This is a genomic window from Prevotella lacticifex (assembly GCF_019973375.1).
Classification (GTDB): domain Bacteria; phylum Bacteroidota; class Bacteroidia; order Bacteroidales; family Bacteroidaceae; genus Prevotella; species Prevotella lacticifex.
Window position 1 is genome coordinate 866017 of sequence record NZ_BPTV01000002.1, and the last position, 19326, is coordinate 885342.

10 protein-coding genes are annotated in these 19326 nt (G+C 58.4%); 9 read left to right on the forward strand and 1 reads right to left on the reverse strand.

Annotation, left to right across the window (positions count from 1 at the left end):
* Positions 1-49 precede the first annotated feature (49 nt).
* The 9 genes from LDN30_RS13755 (at position 50) to nspC (ending at position 17161) form a co-directional block, all read left to right on the forward strand.
* Positions 50-634: a hypothetical protein gene (locus LDN30_RS13755; RefSeq protein ID WP_223929884.1), complete on the forward strand. Its 585-nt coding sequence runs from the start codon at positions 50-52 to the stop codon at positions 632-634.
* A 174-nt stretch (positions 635-808) separates the two neighbouring features.
* Positions 809-2977 carry a rhamnogalacturonan lyase gene (locus LDN30_RS16480; RefSeq protein ID WP_281069610.1) on the forward strand — a complete coding sequence of 723 codons (2169 nt, stop codon included), beginning with the start codon at positions 809-811 and terminating at the stop codon, positions 2975-2977.
* Between the two features lie 19 nt (positions 2978-2996).
* Positions 2997-4229 (forward strand): rhamnogalacturonan acetylesterase, encoded by a 1233-nt coding sequence (locus LDN30_RS13770; RefSeq protein ID WP_223929886.1) that lies wholly within the window; start codon positions 2997-2999, stop codon positions 4227-4229.
* Between the two features lie 63 nt (positions 4230-4292).
* A complete protein-coding gene (locus LDN30_RS13775; protein WP_223929888.1) occupies positions 4293-6683 on the forward strand; it encodes a glycoside hydrolase family 2 TIM barrel-domain containing protein in 2391 nt (796 codons plus the stop codon).
* A 7-nt stretch (positions 6684-6690) separates the two neighbouring features.
* Entirely contained in the window at positions 6691-9252 is a 2562-nt protein-coding gene (locus tag LDN30_RS13780; protein ID WP_223927259.1) for a glycosyl hydrolase 115 family protein, read from the forward strand.
* Positions 9253-9264: 12 nt separating this feature from the next.
* Positions 9265-10902, forward strand: a complete 1638-nt coding sequence (locus tag LDN30_RS13785; protein WP_373316563.1) for a rhamnogalacturonan acetylesterase — start codon at positions 9265-9267, stop codon at positions 10900-10902.
* Positions 10903-12532: 1630 nt separating this feature from the next.
* Positions 12533-12796 carry a helicase associated domain-containing protein gene (locus LDN30_RS13790; protein ID WP_223927258.1) on the forward strand — a complete coding sequence of 88 codons (264 nt, stop codon included), beginning with the start codon at positions 12533-12535 and terminating at the stop codon, positions 12794-12796.
* A 261-nt stretch (positions 12797-13057) separates the two neighbouring features.
* On the forward strand, positions 13058-15886 hold the full coding sequence (locus LDN30_RS13795) for a M16 family metallopeptidase (RefSeq protein WP_223929889.1): 2829 nt from the start codon (positions 13058-13060) through the stop codon (positions 15884-15886).
* Positions 15887-16042: 156 nt separating this feature from the next.
* On the forward strand, positions 16043-17161 hold the full coding sequence (gene nspC / locus LDN30_RS13800) for a carboxynorspermidine decarboxylase (protein ID WP_373316570.1): 1119 nt from the start codon (positions 16043-16045) through the stop codon (positions 17159-17161).
* Between the two features lie 352 nt (positions 17162-17513).
* Here nspC and LDN30_RS13805 read toward each other — a convergent pair whose 3' ends face one another.
* Positions 17514-19178, reverse strand: a complete 1665-nt coding sequence (locus tag LDN30_RS13805; protein ID WP_223927254.1) for a tetratricopeptide repeat protein — start codon at positions 19176-19178, stop codon at positions 17514-17516.
* Positions 19179-19326 lie beyond the last annotated feature (148 nt).

The following is a 19326-nucleotide window of genomic DNA, read 5'->3' on the forward strand; positions in this document are numbered from 1 at the left end:
AAAACGGATAAATTAGTTAATGCATAAGATAAGTTTTTTTATTTTCAAAATGATACTCCTCGCTCTTGCGGGAGTATCATTTTCTGCTTGTTCCGACGACAATACCGCCGAGGACTACCGCAATCACATGACTGACATCTTTCAGGACCTGAAAGACAATTATACCGGTTATATCACCATGCCCGACAACAGCTCGCGCACGCTGAAGGCCACTATCGCCGACGAAACGGCCGGAGGGGTGGTCACAACGAAGGTGAAGGTCGGCAGCTTCCCTATCGAGATGGCACTCGCCAAGCTCTATCCCACCGACTGGAACCGCCTGCAGCTCAGCGACGCAGCAGCCTATGAGGCTCCCATCGACAGCGTTGGCTACCAGATGAACTTCATGAACTTCAAGACCAATGATGAGTTCACGCCCCAGACGACGTTCGCCTTCAAGGACAGCAAGGGCAACGAGCATTCGGGATGGGCTAAAATTTCGACTACCGGACAGTTCTTCTCGCAGGTGGGGACGCTCAACTTGTCGTTCAGCGTCATCGACCTCGTCGTCGATAATGCCGACTGCACATCGGTGCTGCCGCTCACCTTCACCGTCACGATGCAGAAAGTCAAGGAGTCATCGGCATCAGAATAAACAATAAATTATTGAAAGCCAGAGGATTATCTGCGCCCGAACAATGCGGAACCGCAGAAAACCAAGAAACTTTCGGCATCCGGACAATGCGAGAATCGCGTATAGATATAGTATTGTCTGAGCCCGAATAAAGGAAAAATCGCAGGAAATCAGGAAGTCGCTAACATCAGAATAATGAGAAAGTTAGTTTTTGCCGCCGTGGCCGCAGCCTCGGTGCTTACGGCCGTGGCACAGGTATCGCCTATGGAGAACCTCGACCGCGGCCTTGTTGTCGCTAAGGGTCAGGAGCCGGGCACGTATTTCGCCTCGTGGCGACTGCTGCCCACCGATGCTCCGTCGACGGCGTTCACCATCCTCCGCGATGGCAAACCATATATAAATAATGTTACTGGAGCCACCTCGGCCGTCGTCAAGGGTGCTGCCGACAGCCGCTGGCAGGTAGCCGCAGTCGTCGACGGCAAGGTGCTGTCGACATCGAAGGCCGTGCTGCCGTGGGCGATGCCCTACCTCAAGTACCACCTTATGAAGCCCGCAGCAGGTCCCGACTACGACTATACCATCAACGACTGCTCCGTCGGCGATGTCGATGGCGACGGCCAGTATGAGCTTATCGTCAAGTGGGAACCCACCAACGCCCGCGACAACTCGCAAGGGGGAATGACGGGTCCGGTGGTCCTCGACTGCTATAAGTTCGATATGGAGGCCCCGGCCCGTGAGCCGCGCCGACTGTGGAACATCAATCTCGGTCCGAATATCCGCGCCGGAGCCCACTATACGCAGTTTCTCGTCTACGATTTCGACGGTGACGGACGTGCCGAGCTGATGTGCAAGACGGCACCGGGGAGCCGCGACGGCCGTGGGAGGTACGTCAACGAGGCCTCCGACGACCCCGTCATCCGCACTGCCGACAACCACCGCGACTGGCGCAACAGCCAGGGACGCGTCAACGGAGGGCAGGAATATCTCACCGTCTTCAGCGGCACCGACGGTAGTGCCGTCAGCACCATCTTCTATAATCCCAACCGCAACACCGGTCTCGGCGGCGATGCCGAGGGCACTTTCGTCTGGGGCGATGCCGGCCACGGCCTGGAGGACAACGGCAGTTACGGCAACCGCGGTGAGCGTTATCTCGCTGCCGTCGCATACCTCGGAGGCCGCGACGCACGTCCATCGGCGGTTTTCACGCGCGGCTACTACAGCTACGCCTTCGCCTGGGCTGTCGACTACGACGGACGCCGACTTAAAACGCGGTGGCTCAACGAGTCGCGCGACGGGCAGCAGTATGCTGTCACCGACTCCCTGGGCCATCGCAGCGTCTACACCGCAGCCGCTCCGACGAGCGGTGAGGGCAGCGGCACACTCTTCGCCAACGGCAACCACAACCTCAGCGTGGCCGATGTCGACGGCGACGGCCGCGACGAGGTGCTGTGGGGATCGGCGGCTCTCGACGACGACGGGCGCATGCTCTACGCCACCGGCTTCGGCCACGGCGATGCCATCCACCTCGCCAAGCTCGACCCGCAACGTCCTGGTCTTGAGGTCTTTGATGTCCACGAGGAGCGCGGCACCTATGCCTGGGACGTCCACGATGCTGCCACCGGCGAGATTCTCCTCAAAGGGGGTCCTGCGGGCATCGACAACGGACGCGGTATGGCCGCCCAAATCGACAGCCGTCAGCACGCCTACTCCTTCTGGAGTGCCGGCGACCCGACGGTGCGCAGTGCTGCCGACGGCAGTGAGCAGGACGATGCGCGGCTGCCTATCAACTTTCGTATCTACTGGGACGGCGATGCGCAGGACGAACTTCTCGACGGAGTGAATATCCGCAAGTGGGAGAAAGGCCACACGTCGATGCTCGGCATCTTCGGAACAATCAATAAGCCCGACCCCGAAACAGCCGAATGGGGCGACAGACCATGGCGACGCGAGCCTATGCACCGTGGCTCCGAGGCCGACGACCGCCGCAAACCGGCTGCTCAAACCAACGACCGCCGTAAGGCCGTGAAGCACGAACCGCGATTCTTCGGCGAGCGCAGCTTCCAGCGGCCGACGGTATCCTTTGCCGGCTACGGCACCCCCACATCGAACAACTGGACCAAGAACAACCCCTGTCTGCAGGCCGATCTCTTCGGCGACTGGCGCGAGGAGGTTATCTATCGCGACGCCGCCGACCCCACGGCCGTCTATATCTATACCTCGCAGATTCCCACCGGTTTACGCTATCCCACACTCATGAGCGACCATACCTACCGAATGGGCATCGCCTGGCAGAACGTGGGCTACAACCAGCCGCCACACGTGGGCGTGTTCCTTCCCGACGAAATGCGGAAATACAACAAATGAACAAATATCTTTTTCTACTATGAACATAAAACTCTTTCTCGCTGCGCTGATCCTGCCATTGTCGGCGGCAGCACAGACTTTCGACTTTGACCTCACGAAGCATCAGCCCGCCTACAGCGACGCTACGGGCTACGGATACGATTTCACCGCCGCTCCCGACCTCCCCGGCCAGCACGATGTTTATTTTTCGGTTAAGGTGCCCGACGGCAACTACCGCGTCACCGTCACCATCGGTTCGCGCCGCAGGGCCACCGACACTCAGTTGCGCGCCGAGTCGCGCCGTCTGCTCGTGCCGTCGACAGTTCTGAAGAAGAAGGAGTTACGCACCTATACCTTCACCATCAACAAGCGGTCGCCGTATATCACCGACAAGGAGCGCGTGAAAATCAACGACCGCGAGAAAGGATCCCTCGACTGGGACGACAAGCTCACCCTCGACTGGGCGGGAAAGAACCCGGCAGTGAGCCGCATAGAGATTGCTCCCGACACCACGGCGACAACGGTCTTCCTCTGTGGCAATTCCACCGTCGTCGACCAGAGCTGCGATCCGTGGGCAAGCTGGGGGCAGATGATCACACGGTGGTTCGGACCGGAGGTGGCTGTCAGCAACAACGCCGAGAGCGGACTCACCGCCGGCAGCTTCCTGCGACAGAACCGTCTCGACAAGGTATTAGCGATGCTGCGACCCGGCGACTACGTTATCTGTGAGTTCGGACATAACGACCAGAAGGAGAAAGGACCCGGCGCAGGAGCGTGGTACAACTTCTCGTACAATCTGAAACAGTATATCGACAGGGTGAGGAAGGCCGGAGGACGGATTATCTTCTGCACACCCACACAGCGACGATTCTTCAAGGACGGCAAAATCCAGGAGACCCACGGCGACTATCCCGACGCGATGAGGACCGTGGCCCGCCGCGAGAACGTGCCCGTGGTGGAGCTCCACGACATGACGCGCACCTTCTTCGAGACCCTCGGTGTCGACGACAGCAAACGGGCCCTCGTACACTATCCTGCCGGAACATTCCCCGGACAGACCAGGGAGTTCGCCGACAACACCCACTTCAACCCCTACGGAGCCTACGAGGTGGCGAGGATGGTGACAACGGGACTGAAAAATCTCGGCATTCCCCTCACACGATACCTCACCGCGGACTGGAAGGCCTACGACCCGGCCCATCCCGACGATTTCAGGACCTTCGTCTGGTTCCCGTCGAAATTCTTCGATAATGTGAAACCGGCCGGAAACTGATATCGTCCCGTCCACGTCAAAATGCAATCATCCATCAATCCACAACCAAAACTTTTCTACGGAATGAAAAAAAACAAGATTCTCCTGACCCTTCTCCTTCTCTGTCTGCCTTTCGTGGCTATGGCCCAGCGCGACACGCTGAACGTCGTCGACTGGCAGTTCAGCCGCAGCAACCTCACCCCCGAGAGCGCCACGAAGGGCGATGGACAGTGGAAGGGCGTCCGCCTGCCCCACGATTTCCTCGTCGAACAGCCGTGGGTGGCCCCTGCCGCCGGTGAGAAAGCCGACAACAGCGATGTCGCCGCCAACGTGAAAAGCCGTCTCTCGGCGCGAGGTTTCAAGGAGATGGGCATCGGCTGGTACCGACATGCCTTCTCGCCCAACCCCGACTGGAAGGGCCACAGGGTCATGCTTGAGGTAGGAGGCATCATGCTCGTCGGCGACGTCTATCTCAACGGCGAGCGCATAGGCGGCACCGAATACGGATATATCGGCTTCGGCATCGACATCAGCGATAAGCTGCGCTACGGCCAGGAGAACGTCATCGTCGTCAAGGCCGACACCCGCAACCCCAACAACTCGCGCTGGTACACCGGCGGAGGCCTCTACCGCGACGTGAAGTTCATCGTCACCGACAAGAGTCTCTACTTCGACCGCCATCCGCTGTATATCACCACGACAAACAACGACACCGTCCACGTGCGCGCCACAATATGCAACTACACCAAGGCCCCCGTGGGATGCGTCGTCGTGAATATCATCGATGCCAACGGACATTCCCTGTCCAAGACCGTCAATACGATAAAATACCAGCGCCGAAAGAAGAGTAACGAGTATCAGCTTGCCGACATACCGCTGCCCAACGCCCACCTCTGGGATCTCGACTCGCCCTACCTCTACACGATGACGGTCAGCCTCACCGACACCGCCGGCCGCCTCTACGACAGGGTTTCCGAGCAGTTCGGTGTCCGCACCATCGAGTACGGGCCGGCGTTCGGCTTCAAGCTCAACGGCCGCAAGGTGCTCCTCAAGGGTCTGGCCAACCACCACACCCTCGGCGCCCTCGGTGCCGCCGCCTACCCACGGGCCATCGAGAAGCGCATACAACTGCTCAAGTCGTTCGGCTTCAACCACATACGCTGTTCGCACAACCCCTACAGCGAGGACCTCTACCGTCTTGCCGACAAGTATGGCATGCTCGTCGTCGATGAGGCCTACGACAAGTGGACGACGCAGTATGGCGGCGGACGCGAGGAGTGGACCAAACACTGGCAGTACGACATTCCCGAATGGGTGCAGCGCGACCGCAATCATCCGTCGGTGGTGATGTGGAGTCTCGGCAACGAGCTCCAGCAGGAGCCCAATCTGCCCTTCGGCGACTGGGGGGTCACGCCCTACCGTCTGCTGCGCACGCTGCTCCGCCGCTACGATACCACACGGCCGACGACCGTAGCCATGCACCCGCGGTTCCGCAACTGGGAGACCGACTCGCTGCCATGCGACCTGGCGATGAACACCGACATCCAGGCCTACAACTACAGATATATGTACTTCCCCGGCGACGGACGCCGATTCCCGTGGATGACGTTCTACCAGAGTGAGGCCAACCTCACGATGATGGGCCCGAACTTCTTCGGCATGGACCTCGCGAAGGTCATCGGACTGGCCTACTGGGGAATGATCGACTATATCGGCGAGAGCCGCGGATGGCCCGTCAAAGGCTGGGACGGAGGGGTATTCAATACAGCCCTGCGACCGAAACCGAAGGCATGGCTCGTCAAGGCGATGTTCACCGACAAGCCCACGGTGCATATCGGCGTCGTCGACCAGAAAGGCGAGGGAACGGTGTGGAACGGTGTCGAAATAAAGACCGATAATATGTCGGACCACTGGAACCGCACCGTCGGAAAGAAATACACCCTCTACACCTACACCAACGCCGACGAGGTGGAGCTGTTCCTCAACGGACGCAGCTTAGGGCGGAAGCGCAATGCCACCGATGCCGACCACCGCGACCAGATACGCTGGGACAACATCGAATACGAGCCGGGCACCCTCGAGGCCGTGGCCTACAATAACGGCCGCGTGGTGGCACGCCATAAGATACGGACGGCGGGCGAACCGCGCAAGCTCACCTTCACCGCCGACAAGTCATCGTGGAAGGCCGACGGCATGGACCTCATGCACGTCCGTGTGGCGATGGTCGACAAGCAGGGCACCGTCTGTCCGCAGGCCGATAACATGCTGACCTTCAGCGTCGACGGCGATGCCGAGATTGTGGCGGTCGACAACGGCAATATTGTCAGCGACGAGCCCTTCACGGGCAACCGCCGGTCGCTCTACCGTGGTGAGGCCCTCGTCATCCTGCGCGCCGGAACCAAGGGCGGCAAGGTCGTCCTCAAGGCCACCGACGGCCATCGCAGCGGCAGCGTACGCCTCGACTACTCAAAATAGACTTCTCATGCGACGCGCAATAACACTCATAGCCCTCGCGGCGGCCCTCGTGGCGACCCCGGCATCGGCCAGGGAAATGCTCTGGTACGACGGCATCCACGCCGTCACGCTGTCTGTTCCCAAGGCCGCCGACCCCGTGGTGACGGTCGCTGCACGCATGTTCGCCTCCGATATGAAGGCGGTGACGGGTCAGAGCGCGGTGACGGCAGCACCTGCGGAGGCCACCATCCGCATCGTCGAACTCGACCGGACGGCAAAGACGGAGCGCCAGAAACTCGCCGCCGACGGTGTGCCCGTCGACTCGTTGCTGTCGATGACCGACGCTTTCCATATCTCAGTGATTAACCGTCAGATAGTCGTCGTGGGAGCCAACGGGCGCGGGGCGGCCTACGGACTCCTCGAGATGTCGCGGCGGGCAGGTGTGAGCCCATGGATATGGTGGGGCGATGTGGCACCGCAACGCCGCGACCGACTCACCATCGACGACGCGTTCCGTACAACACAGGGGGCCTCGGTAGAGTTTCGAGGCATCTTCATCAACGACGAGGACTGGTCGCTGCGGCCGTGGAGCTACGGCACCTACGAGCCAGCCCACTTCGGCATCATCGGACCGAAAACGTATAAAAAGGTGTTCCAGCTGCTGCTGCGCCTACGCGCCAACACCATCTGGCCGGCAATGCACACGGGAACGCAGCCTTTCTTCCTCACACCGGGGGCGAAAGCCATGGCCGACAGCTGCGGCATCGTCGTCGGAACATCGCATTGTGAGCCTCTGCTGAGGAATAATGTAGGCGAATGGGACGTCCGACGACGGGGGCCGTTCAACTATATCACGAACCGGAAACAGGTCGTCGACTACTGGAGCGAACGGCTCCGCGAGGTGAGAGGATCTCGTGGCGGCAACCTCCTGACCATCGGCATGCGCGGTATCCACGACGGGTCGATGGAGGGCGTACGTACGATGGACGAGAAGCAGAGGGCACTGCAGCAGGTCATCGACGACCAACAGCAGCTCATAGCGCGCTGGATAGGCCACCCGGAGACCACACCGCAGGTGTTCGTGCCCTACAAGGAGGTGCTCGAGATTTACGACCGGGGACTCCGCGTGCCCGATAATGTCACGCTGATGTGGTGCGACGACAACTACGGCTATATGACGCGCCTATCCGACTCCACCGAGCAGAAACGGCGAGGCGGGGCCGGTGTCTACTACCATCTGAGCTACTGGGGCCGTCCACACGACTATCTGTGGCTGACGACGACGCAGCCCGGCCTCATCTACAACGAGATGCGCGAGGCCTACGACCATAATGCCAGGAAGCTGTGGATAGCCAACGTCCACGACCCGAAGGTGGCGGGCTACGACCTCGAGCTCTTCCTCGATATGGCGTGGAACATCAACAGCGTCAGCGCGGCCACCGTCGCCGACCACTACCGCCGCTGGCTATGCCGCCAGTTCGGGTCCACGGCCGGTGAGGCCCTGTGGCCGTCGATGTGCGAGTTCTACCGGCTCTGCGGCGAGCGCCGTCCCGAATTCATGGGCTGGAGCCAGACGGAACTCGACAAGCGCACCTACGACCGCGGACTGAGCCCTGTGCGCAACACCGAATTCACGGCGGCTTTCGGCGATGAGCTCGACCGCTATCTCGACCGCTTCGCCGCCGTCGCCGCCCGCGTGAAGGCCGTCGCCAAGACGATACCCGTCGAAAGGCAGGATGCTTTCTTCGCAGCCATCGAGTATCCGGTCCTCGCCGCCGACGCCAACGCCCGCAAGCTGCTCTGGGCGCAGAAGGCCCGCCAGGCGGCCAACGGCAGTACCACCGACGGTATGTTCGCCGCCAACACCGTCATCTACCACGCCTGCGCCGAGAGTCAGAGCGCCTACCAGGAGATACGCCGTTTGACGGAATACTACAACGACCGCATGACCGGTGGCAAGTGGCGACGGTCGATGAATATGCGGCCGCGCGACCTGCCCGTCTTCGGGGCTCCCGTGCTGCCGACACTGCTCACCGACGATGAGGTGACCTACTGGCTGCACCGCGATACTATCGCCACGGGCCACCATCCGATCCTCCTGCAGCGAGGGGTCATAGCCCGCAATGCGGCTCAGTGGACCACAGCCGACAGCGGGGCCCGCGTCGTCAGCATGTTGGGCCACAGCATGGAGGCCGTAGCCCTGCCCAAGGGCGGGGCGCTGACCTACGATTTCACGACCGCCGACAGTGCCGACGCCGTGCTGCGCATAGCCCTCATCCCAACCCAGCCCAATGACAATGGCGACCTGCGGTTCTCCGTCAGCATCGACGGAGCCGAGCCGAAGATATTCTCGCTGAAAGAAAAGTTCCGGTCGGAGGGATGGAAGCAGAACGTGCTACGGGGCCAGGCCGTGCGCACAATGGCCCTCAGCGGTCTGAAGGCGGGTCTCCACCGCCTCGTCATTAGGGCCATCGACAATCACGTCGTCGTCGACCAGTGGATGATCGACCGCGACGCAACAAGGAAATTCTATCTCTTCCCCGTCGCCGGACCGTCGAAGGGGGGTGGCGGAAAAAATACAGAAAAATAAATAATTGCTATCATGAACATAAGTAAAACATTGATTTTAGCCATGCTGATGGTCAACAGCGGCATGGCTCTGGCGCAGGACAACACTGATATTCCTGCGCCTCCCGACGACGTAAACCACGTCATCGACCTCACCTACGACAGTCTCAGCAAGGCCCAGACGGCCCGTATACCCGCCGGAACGAGCCGCAAGGGCAACAACCCGGTGCTCTTCCTCGTCGGCAATTCGACCATGCGCAACGGTACCCTCGGCAACGGCAACAACGGACAGTGGGGATGGGGATTCTACGAGCATGCCTTCTTCGACGAGAACCGCATTACGGTCGAGAACCAGGCCCTCGGCGGAATGTCGAGCCGGACATACTACAACAAGCTCTGGCCCGACGTGCGCAAGGCCCTCCGCCCCGGCGACTGGGTGATCATCTCCATCGGACACAACGACAACGGACCCTACGACAGCGGACGCGCACGGGCATCCATACCCGGTGTGGGCACCGACTCGCTATGCGTAACCATCAAGGAGACAGGCGTTAAGGAGACCGTCTACTCCTACGGCGAGTACATGCGGAAGTTCATCCGCGACTGTCGCGCTGCCGGAGCAAACCCCATTCTGATGTCGCTGACGCCACGCGATGCCTACGACGCTAAGACGGGGAAGATTGTACGCAAGCCACACACACAGTGGCTCGAGGCCGTCGCCGCCGAGATGGGCGTGCCGTTCATCGACCTCAACGAGATTTCGGGCCGCAAACTCGATGGCTACAGTCACTGGAAAGAGAAATATATGTTCCACGGCGACCATATCCACACGTCGGCGTTCGGTGCAATGATGAACGCGCGCAGTGCCGCCGAGGGTATCGCAGCCAGTCCTAATCCCGCCCTGCGACCGCTCCAGGCCATGCTCATCAACATCGAACTGCCCACCGAACCGGTTAAGCGCGAGAAGGGCAAACCCGTAGTGTGGTTCACTGGCGACAGTACGGTGAAAAACTACGACAAGGACAAGAACGGCATGTGGGGCCTCGGCTCGCAGGCCTACACCGTTTTCGACCCGAAACGCATCACATGCTACAACGCTGCCAAGGCCGGACGGTCGTGCCGCACATACCTCGACGAGGGACGCTGGGACCGCGTCTACAACTCGCTGCAGCCCGGCGACTACGTCCTCATACAGTTCGGACACAACGACATCGGCGGTATCGGCGACGGTAAGGAACGCGGCGAGATTCCGTGTGCCGACGACACGTGCCACGTCTACAAGAGTCAGTCGAAGGGTACCTACGAACTCGTCTACAGTTTCGGCTGGTATCTGAAGAAGTTCATCGACGACGTGCGCGAGAAAGGGGCCACGCCAATCCTCGTCTCGCTGACACCGCGCAACGAGTGGAAAGACGGCCACATCGAGCGACGCAACGACACCTACGGCAAGTGGTACCGCCAGGTGGTGAAGGAAACGGGCTGTGAGTTCGTCGACCTCCACAACATCGCCGCCGACTACTTCGACAAGAAGTGCGGCAGCAAGGAGAATGCATCGAAATACTACAACCACGACCACACCCACACGTCCCTCCTCGGTGCGCGTACGAACATCAAGAACCTTGCCAAGGGCCTGAAGGACATCAACAGTCCGTTAGCGAAATACCTCAAGTAACATAAAGAACCTTGCCAGGGGGGCTGAAGGACATCAACAGCCCCGTTAGAGAAATATCTCAAGTAACCTGTTAGCAAACATATCAAGTAGCACATCATTTTTTCGTACAAAATCCGCGTGCTACACCCGTCGGTATCATCCGGCATTCCCAAACGGACCGTTTCATCTCCCGAAACGGTCCGTTTTGCGTTCCAATACCTACCGTTTTGCACTGCAAAACGGCCAATATCCCCAACCCCTTGATTATCAGCAGCTCCCGCATTGTCCCAGTCAGCAATCACCCTCTATGAATAATCATTACATCTGCACGCAGGGTTACCAACATGAATCGCTTATAATAAAACGCTTGCAGCACTCAGCCGCAGTCTAATATCCAATGCAAATCGCTGATACTAAGACGCTTGCGGCACTCTGTAGGGGTGGGGTTTATCCCCATCCTACCAGCTGCGGGGTGTTTACATTAATTCTCGTCCGTCATTACGGCGTATCCACCTTAATTCTCATCCATCGCTGCAAGGTATTTACTTTAATTCTCGTCCTTCACTGCGGGGAATTCACCATGATTCTCGTCCGTCGCTGCGAGGATGGGGATAACCCCCCGACCTACTGCCATAAAAGAATTATACCGTTGCCACTTCCAGCCCCGACGGGGCTGAATCGTCAGTAACCCCGGACTAAGCGAGTGATAGCGAGTGCAGTCCGGGGATCAAAGAAGCAGAGAGAAATACATTCAGTGCCTCGAAGACGCACAATAGCACGTTGTGCGCATCTACGTATTGGCAGTCTAAACACCTTGAACGAAATTAATTAAGACCAAAACCATAAAAACCCTGTTCCAGCGCCAAGGGCTTTCGCCCTTTGCCATTTGGACTTTGAGTGCTTGTGAGAGGCTGGGCCTCTCACCGCCCTCAAAGCCCAAATGGCAGATCCTCCTCCGTCGGATCTTGGCGCTGACACAAAGGAAAACCATCAAAACAGGCTATCGCCACAGAGATTCGGTCGGTCGACCGAATAATTGTATTCCTTTTCCTCTTCGAGGCCAACTAACGGCCTAATCCTGCCCGCCTTTTGAAGGCGTTGGCTTGGTAATCCATTGATAACTAATGTGTTGCACACATCCACCGTAGGGGCGGGGTTTATCCCCGTCCTACCAGCGTCGGACAAGAATCAAGGTAACACCCCGCAGCTGCGAGGGTGGGGATAACCCCACCCCCTACAGTGGCAGAGTGCTGCAAGCGTCTTATTATCAGCGGTTTGCAATGGTTATTAGGCAGTGTGGGGAGGTAGAAGAAATGGTAGAGATTCGGTCTGACGACCGAGCGGACGGTCACGAGGGCCGTCCCTGCAAGTGGAGATGGGTGCAGCACATGTAATGTTAAGTTTTTCGCTTTGTAGTAGAGTGGAGAGCGGATTTGTAATTTACTGGTATACAGGACGTTATAGATTATGGCCATTTGGTATTCTGAAACAGGCCATATTGGAGCGCGAAAACGACCGTTAAGCGGGGCGATTTCGATGAAAATAATTTTGCATTACAAATGAATGAAAATGTAGAAATCTTTGCGGGAATGAGAAAAAAAGAGTACTTTTGCAACATTATAATGACAAAAAGTAGAACCTGAATTTAGGTATGACACATGATGAACGCTGGGCCCAGATGCTGAAGGCCTACAGAAACTATATTCTGAAGAAACATCGCTGTCCGTCGAAATACAAGCCGGAGGACCGGCAACTGTACAACTGGATAAAGCATAACCGGAAAATGCGCAACAAAGGGGAGATGCCGCCGGAGAGGCAGGAGGTCTTCGCAGATTTGCTGAAACTGGCCGACAAGTACCGCCGCGTGAACCAACATGCGTATATGCACGTCGAGGGCGAGGGAACGTTGTTTTAATACGATGCCGCGGAAGGTCAATGACTTGATTTCCAAAAGCTTAAAACCGGATGCCCGAATGATAAATGCGGTGCAGCTGAAGGTCATTGATTTGGCCGTCGGAGGCTTGACAGCAGATGGCAGTAAGACAAATGCAGCATGGCTAAAGGCCAATGATTTGGCTGTCGGAGGCTGGAAGCGGCGCAGCGTAGGGCCAAGGATTTGTTTCCGAGGCGCATCAAAGCGACGAATGATTCCGAAATATCACCAATAAAACATTATATGAAACTAAGAAAGATTTTTCTTGTGGCATTGATTGCCGTCACCGTTCCCTCGGTGGCGCAGGACGATGCCATGGCGGCTGCCCAGCAGACGATTCCTGAGGACTCGGCCGTCATTGTCGGTCATCTCGACAACGGGCTGACCTATTACATCCGTCACAACGACTATCCTAAGGGAAAAGTGAACTTCTACATCGCTCAGCGCGTGGGTGCCGTGCAGGAGGAGGACGACCAGGACGGACTGGCCCACTTCCTTGAGCACATGGCCTTCAACGGCTCTAAGCACTTCCCCGACGACTCGGTGACGAAGTTTATGAACGGCTTAGGTGCTCAGTGGAACGCTTTCACCACCGCCGACCACACCGTCTACCACGTCAATGGTGTCGATAACGGCCGTGAGAGCGCCCTCGACAGCTGTATGCTCCTGCTCAGCGACTGGTCGGAGGGACTGACCCTCGACGAGAAGCAGCTCAACGAGCAGCGCGACGTCATCCACAACGAGTACCGCACCCACGGTGCCATGCAGCGGCTCTTTGAGCAGGCCCTGCCGGCACTGTTCCCCAACAGCCGCTACGGCGAGCGCACGGTCATAGGAAGTATGGACGTCGTGGACCACTGCAACAGCAACCGTCTGCGCGACTACTACCATAAATGGTACTTCCCCGGCAACCAGGCCATCGTCATCGTCGGCGACATCGATGCCAAGAAATATGAGGCAAAGGTGAAGAAGCTCTTCTCTACGCTGCCCGTTCCGGCCACGGCCCATAAGGCTGAGGACTTAGCCGTTGCCGACAACGACTCGACGCTGTACTTCGTTGGCAGCGACAAGGAGATGAGTCAGACTTTCTTCATCACCTTCCGCAAGGATGAGCCGCTGCCGCCGCAGATCAAGCAGACAATCCCTTACATCCTCTACGACGACGTAAAGACTCTCGGTTCGCAGATGTTCAACGACCGCATGCTGAAACTCTCGCAGCAGCCCGAGGCCGCTTTCACCGCGGCATCGAGTGCTAATGCCGAATATGGTATGACGGCACGCACACGGAAGAGTCAGACGGTGCAGATCCTGCCGAAACCGGGGCAGGAGGCCGCAGCCCTGAAGCAGGTGCTGACGGAGATGAAGCGCGCCGCCGAATACGGATTCACCAATTCGGAACTCAAGCACGCCAAGGCCACCTACAAGGCCGCCCTCGAGCAGCAGTATAACAACCGGGCGACGATCACCAACGACACTTACGCTCAGAGTCTTATCGATAACTTCCTCAACAACGAGCCGTATCCGAATATCGAGACCCGCTATCAGCTCGACAACGCCATCCTGCCGATGCTCACCCTCGAGATGGTGAACCAGGCCATCAAGGGCGAATTCAGCATCGACAACGAGAATTTTGCCGTCATTGGCCTCGAACAGCAGAAGGACGGCAAGCCCGTCGTCGGTCTCAGCGAGATGAAGAGCATCGTCGACGAGGCCCGCAAGGCCACCGTCACCGCTCCCGTCGACACCGTGAAGGAGGAGCCGCTGATGCCGGTGATGCCTAAAGCCGGAAAGATTGTGAAGCAGAAGATGAGCAAGACGCTCGGATGCAAAGAGCTGACACTGTCGAACGGTGCCCGCGTACTGCTGAAGAAGACTGACTTCAAGGCCAACCAGATTCTCGCAACAGCCATAGCACCAGGCGGTTTGGCCGCAGCCAAGAGTCTGAACCTCCCGTCGCGCCAGATGTTCGAGCAGGTGTACTCGCTCCACGGACTCGGAACGAAGAGCGTCATGGACCTCGTCAGTCTGGCTCAGACCACCCAGACATCCGTCGACGACGGCATCAGCAACGACCTCCACTGGATAAACGGCTCTACGACAAACGAGAATATCGAGACGCTCATGCAGGAGATGTACCTCAGTTTCCAGGGCGTGAAGAAGGATGAGGCCATCTACCGTCAGATGATGCAGTACTTTAAGGGTCAGGTAGCCAACAAGATGGACAATCCCGACATCGTCATCGGCGACTCGGCATCGTTCTACGCCCACAGCATGCGCCACGACGTGCTCACGCCGAGTGCCGCCGACATCGACCATATCGACTACGACGGTATCCTCAATATCCGCAAGCAGATGTTCAGCAATGCCGCCGACTTCACTTTCGTCTTCGTAGGTAGTTTCGACGAGGCCACCCTTCGGCCGCTCATCGAGAAGTATATCGCCTCGCTGCCGGGAAAGAAGGCCAAGACGACCGTCACCGACCAGCGCGACTACACTAACGGCAAGGTCAGCCGTGCCTTCACTATGGCAATGGGAAATCCGCAGAGCGTCACCCGCGACGTGTACCGTTCGGCTGCCGTTCCGTTCACACTGAAGAACTATGTCAACGCCGGTGTCCTCAGTCAGGTGCTGTGGAACAAGGAGTTCGACATCATCCGCGAGCAGGAGAGTGCTGCCTACACGCCGATGCCAAGTGCTCAGTTCGATAACGACCTCACAGGGTCGTACCTCCTCATCGAGTCGGAGCTGAAGACGAATCCGGCAAAGACGCAGCGCGCATCGGAGCTTGCCGACAGCATTGTCACCAACACTGCATCGTGGGTTAACGCCGACGACGTGCAGAAAGGCCGTGAGGCCCTCGCCAAGAGCCATGCCGATGCCGTGAAGACCAACGAGTACTGGCTCAGTGCCATCGAGGACTATGCCATCTACGGCATCGACCGCTACACCGACTACGACAAGGAGCTCAACGCTGTCACACCGGCAACAATCGGTGAGACGGTGAAGGCCATCCTCTCGACCGGCAACCACGTGCGCGTGGTGATGAATGCCACTAAGGAGGAAGGAAAGTAATAAAAACGCATAATCCGCTGAATGAATGTCAGTTGCAACCGGTGGCCACAGTGCCGCATCCGCAACGGAAAGCATTCATTCAGCGGATTTTTCTTATTAACGGAGTATAACGTGAGAATAAACGATCCATCAACATTCGCTGAAATACGCGAACCAATGTACATCCTCGAGGAGAGCCGCTTGCGCCGTAATCTCGAACTGATAAGCAATGTGGCGCGGGAGGCAGGCATCGAGGTCATCTTGGCTTTCAAGGCCTACGCTCTGTGGAAGACGTTTCCCATCTTCCGCGAGTACATCTCGGCCACGACGGCGAGCAGCCTCTACGAGGCGCGGTTGGGTTTCGAGGAGTTCGGAGCCCCCGTCCATACGTTCACGCCAGCCCTCACCGACAACGAGATTGACGATATCGCACGGATGTCGTCGCATCTGTCGTTCAACTCGCTGACGCAGTATGAGCGTTTCCACCGGCGGGCACAGTCGGTGAACAGCTCGCTGAAGCTCGGTCTGCGCGTGAACCCGGAATACAGTGAGGTGGGAACGGCGCTCTACAACCCCTGCGCTCCCGGCACCCGTTTCGGCATTACGGCCGACAAGCTGCCCGACGAGCTGCCTGCCGACATCACCGGTCTGCACTGCCACTGCCACTGCGAGAGCGGTGCCGATGTCTTTGAGCGCACTCTGAAGCATATCGAGGCTAAATTCGGACGGTGGCTGCCGCAGGTGGAATGGATGAACTTCGGTGGCGGGCACCTTATGACGCGTAAGGACTACGACACACGGCGACTGATAACGCTGATGCGCGACTTCCGCAACCGCTACCCCAATATCCACGTGATTCTCGAACCGGGCAGTGCCTTCGGATGGCAGACGGGGCCGCTCGTGGCTCAGGTAGCCGACGTCGTCGAGGACCACGGCGTGAGAACCGCCATCGTCAACGTGAGCTTCACGTGCCACATGCCCGACTGTCTGGAGATGCCGTACCATCCCGCCGTGCGCGGTGCCGAGGAGGTCGGCGACGGCACGAAGGGCGCGCATGTCTACCGCATCGGCGGATGTTCCTGTCTGTCAGGCGATTTCATGGGTTCGTGGGCTTTCGACCATGAGCTGACGGTGGGCGAGAACATCATCTTCGAGGATATGTTGCACTATACGACCGTCAAGACGACGATGTTCAACGGTATCCACCATCCCGCCATCGCCCTCCTGCACAGCGACGGTGAGCTCGAGGTTCTCCGCCGTTTCACCTACGACGACTATAAGAACCGCATGGACTGAGGTGCCGTGGAGGCAAAAAGCAGCCCACGGAGGACAAAAAGCAGCCCGCGGAGGGGCTGAACGCAACAAGGGGCTGGGCCGCAAACGCGGCTCAGCCCCTTGTTTTTTGGTCTCTGCGCTGGGCTCTGCTGCGGCCTGCGCTTGCCCGTTCCCTTCCTCTGTGCTTGCCCGTTCCTTCCTCTGCGCTTGCCCGTTCCCTTCCTCTGCGCTGGGCTCTGCTGCGGTCTGCGCTTGCCCGTTCCGTTCGGCGAATTATAATTCGCCGCACCCGACAGCTGACGCCAGAGGGAGGCTGAAGGGCAGCAGCGGGAGGCTGAAGGGCAGCCTGCGGGCAGCCCGCGGGGTGCCTCCTCTATTTAAACTTCTTAATGAAGGCGTCGGCCTGGGTATCGCCGAGGTCCTTGGCTTTCTGCAAGTTAGTGAGGCCCTCGTCCTTCTTGCCGCTCTGACACTGGGCGAGACCCTTGATGAGATAGGGCACCGAGTAGGTGGAATCGAGCTGGATGGCTACATCGGCCGAGGCCATAGCGTCGGCATACTGTCCCACCCTGAGGTGCACATTGGCCTTCTCGGCCCACAGCTGGGCGTTGCGCTGGTCGAGGACGACGGCGCGCATGATGTCGTTGAGGGCAGCCTGATACACTTTACCCTTCATCTCGATCTGCTCACGGTCGTAATAGAACGATGCCGGGGGCAGGGCCGTGGTGAGAGCCTCATAGCGGTAGAGGTCGACCATAGCGTCGCGGTAGCGGCCCATCTTCCCGAGCTGAGTGCCACGGGCATAGAAATAAGGTGCCGCAATGGTGGTATAAGGAGTGTCGCAGACCCCCACAGCACTGTCGAGGAGCTCAAGTATCTCTGCGTCAGAGGCTTTCAGAGCCTGACGGCACTGCGCAGCCTCATAGAAAAGGTCGGGATTGCGCATCGATTTCGTCAGACTCATGAACTTCTCGTAAGCCTTCTCGTAGTTGCCCTTGCTGTATTCAATCTTTCCACGCATCTCGTCGTACACCGGCAGGGCCTTAACCTTATAGGCGGCATCGGCCTCAGCCATAGCCTTATCGTAGGTCCAGTCGGCAAACGGCGGCTCGGGCATCAGCGAGAGTTTCTGCCATACCGACCGCGAATAGTTATAGTGGGCATCGGCTTTGTCGGTGGCCTTGTCGACGGCATCGCGCAAGAGCTTGTCGGCCTCGGCCGTCTTTCCCTGCTGCCAGTACAGTGTGGCGAGGTCGTAGTAGCCGTCGGTCTCCTTCGGGAACATCGTCATGAAGTCGCGGGCTGTAGCCATATAATCGGCGGTTCGCCCCTGAGCGGCCATCATCAGTGCCAGACGGGCATCCTTAACGTCGGCGGGGAGGGCCTTGCGGATTGTTGTCCTGCTCAGTGTCGGGTCGTTGGCGGCAAATCCCGACGGTTTCAGCTCGTCGGTATAGCGCCAGTCGGTGACGCTGAGCACGGTACCGCCGTTGTTGTAAATTCCCACCAACTCACCGCGCTCGTTGACAGCCGGGGCTCCGTTGGGGTAGTCGGCGGTATTCTCTTTCAGTGCGTCGGCGCCACCGAGAACATAATAGTTGTATTTCGACATGAACTTCTCCGACCTCTCCGGGGTCACGAGGGCAGGTTTCTGCGTCATTATCCACATCCGCACCGACCCTGTGGGCAGTGTCTTGGCGAGCGAGATGGGCTGGACGGCCGTAGCTCCGCCGATGGCAAACTTCGCGATGTCGTAGAGCTCGCTGGCTCCGTAGATTTTCTCCACGGGATAAGAGCGGCCCTTAGCGTCGACGACGACTGCGCTGTCGGCGCCGTTGAACGGTGTCCACGCGCTTACGACGGTTCCGTTGCGGTCGATGAGATAGCCGAAAGACGTGCCCACGGCCTTTCCGCCGCTCTTGAAAGTCTTCAGCGTCAGCAGTGCCTGGCGTGCGCTCATGGGCTGCGCTGCCGATGGCAAGGTCGCCACGAGAGCAGCGATGACCACTGCCGCCTTTATTATATTTCCTAATTTCATGATGTTCTGATAAGTATTTTCGTTAAGATTGAATTTTTTCGGGTCGCCACGAGCATGGCGTTACACCTTATTATATATACACCCTACGCGAACCGCGATGCGCCTGCCTCAGCCTGTGGGTGCTTATTACACCTTATTATATATAGCG

Coding starts and splice junctions, on each gene's coding strand:
- LDN30_RS13755 (WP_223929884.1), top strand. CDS start 50: ATGATACTCCTCGCTCTTGCGGGAGTATCATTTTCTGCTTGTTCCGAC.
- LDN30_RS16480 (WP_281069610.1), top strand. CDS start 809: ATGAGAAAGTTAGTTTTTGCCGCCGTGGCCGCAGCCTCGGTGCTTACG.
- LDN30_RS13770 (WP_223929886.1), top strand. CDS start 2,997: ATGAACATAAAACTCTTTCTCGCTGCGCTGATCCTGCCATTGTCGGCG.
- LDN30_RS13775 (WP_223929888.1), top strand. CDS start 4,293: ATGAAAAAAAACAAGATTCTCCTGACCCTTCTCCTTCTCTGTCTGCCT.
- LDN30_RS13780 (WP_223927259.1), top strand. CDS start 6,691: ATGCGACGCGCAATAACACTCATAGCCCTCGCGGCGGCCCTCGTGGCG.
- LDN30_RS13785 (WP_373316563.1), top strand. CDS start 9,265: ATGAACATAAGTAAAACATTGATTTTAGCCATGCTGATGGTCAACAGC.
- LDN30_RS13790 (WP_223927258.1), top strand. CDS start 12,533: ATGACACATGATGAACGCTGGGCCCAGATGCTGAAGGCCTACAGAAAC.
- LDN30_RS13795 (WP_223929889.1), top strand. CDS start 13,058: ATGAAACTAAGAAAGATTTTTCTTGTGGCATTGATTGCCGTCACCGTT.
- nspC (WP_373316570.1), top strand. CDS start 16,043: ATGTACATCCTCGAGGAGAGCCGCTTGCGCCGTAATCTCGAACTGATA.
- LDN30_RS13805 (WP_223927254.1), bottom strand. CDS start 19,178: ATGAAATTAGGAAATATAATAAAGGCGGCAGTGGTCATCGCTGCTCTC.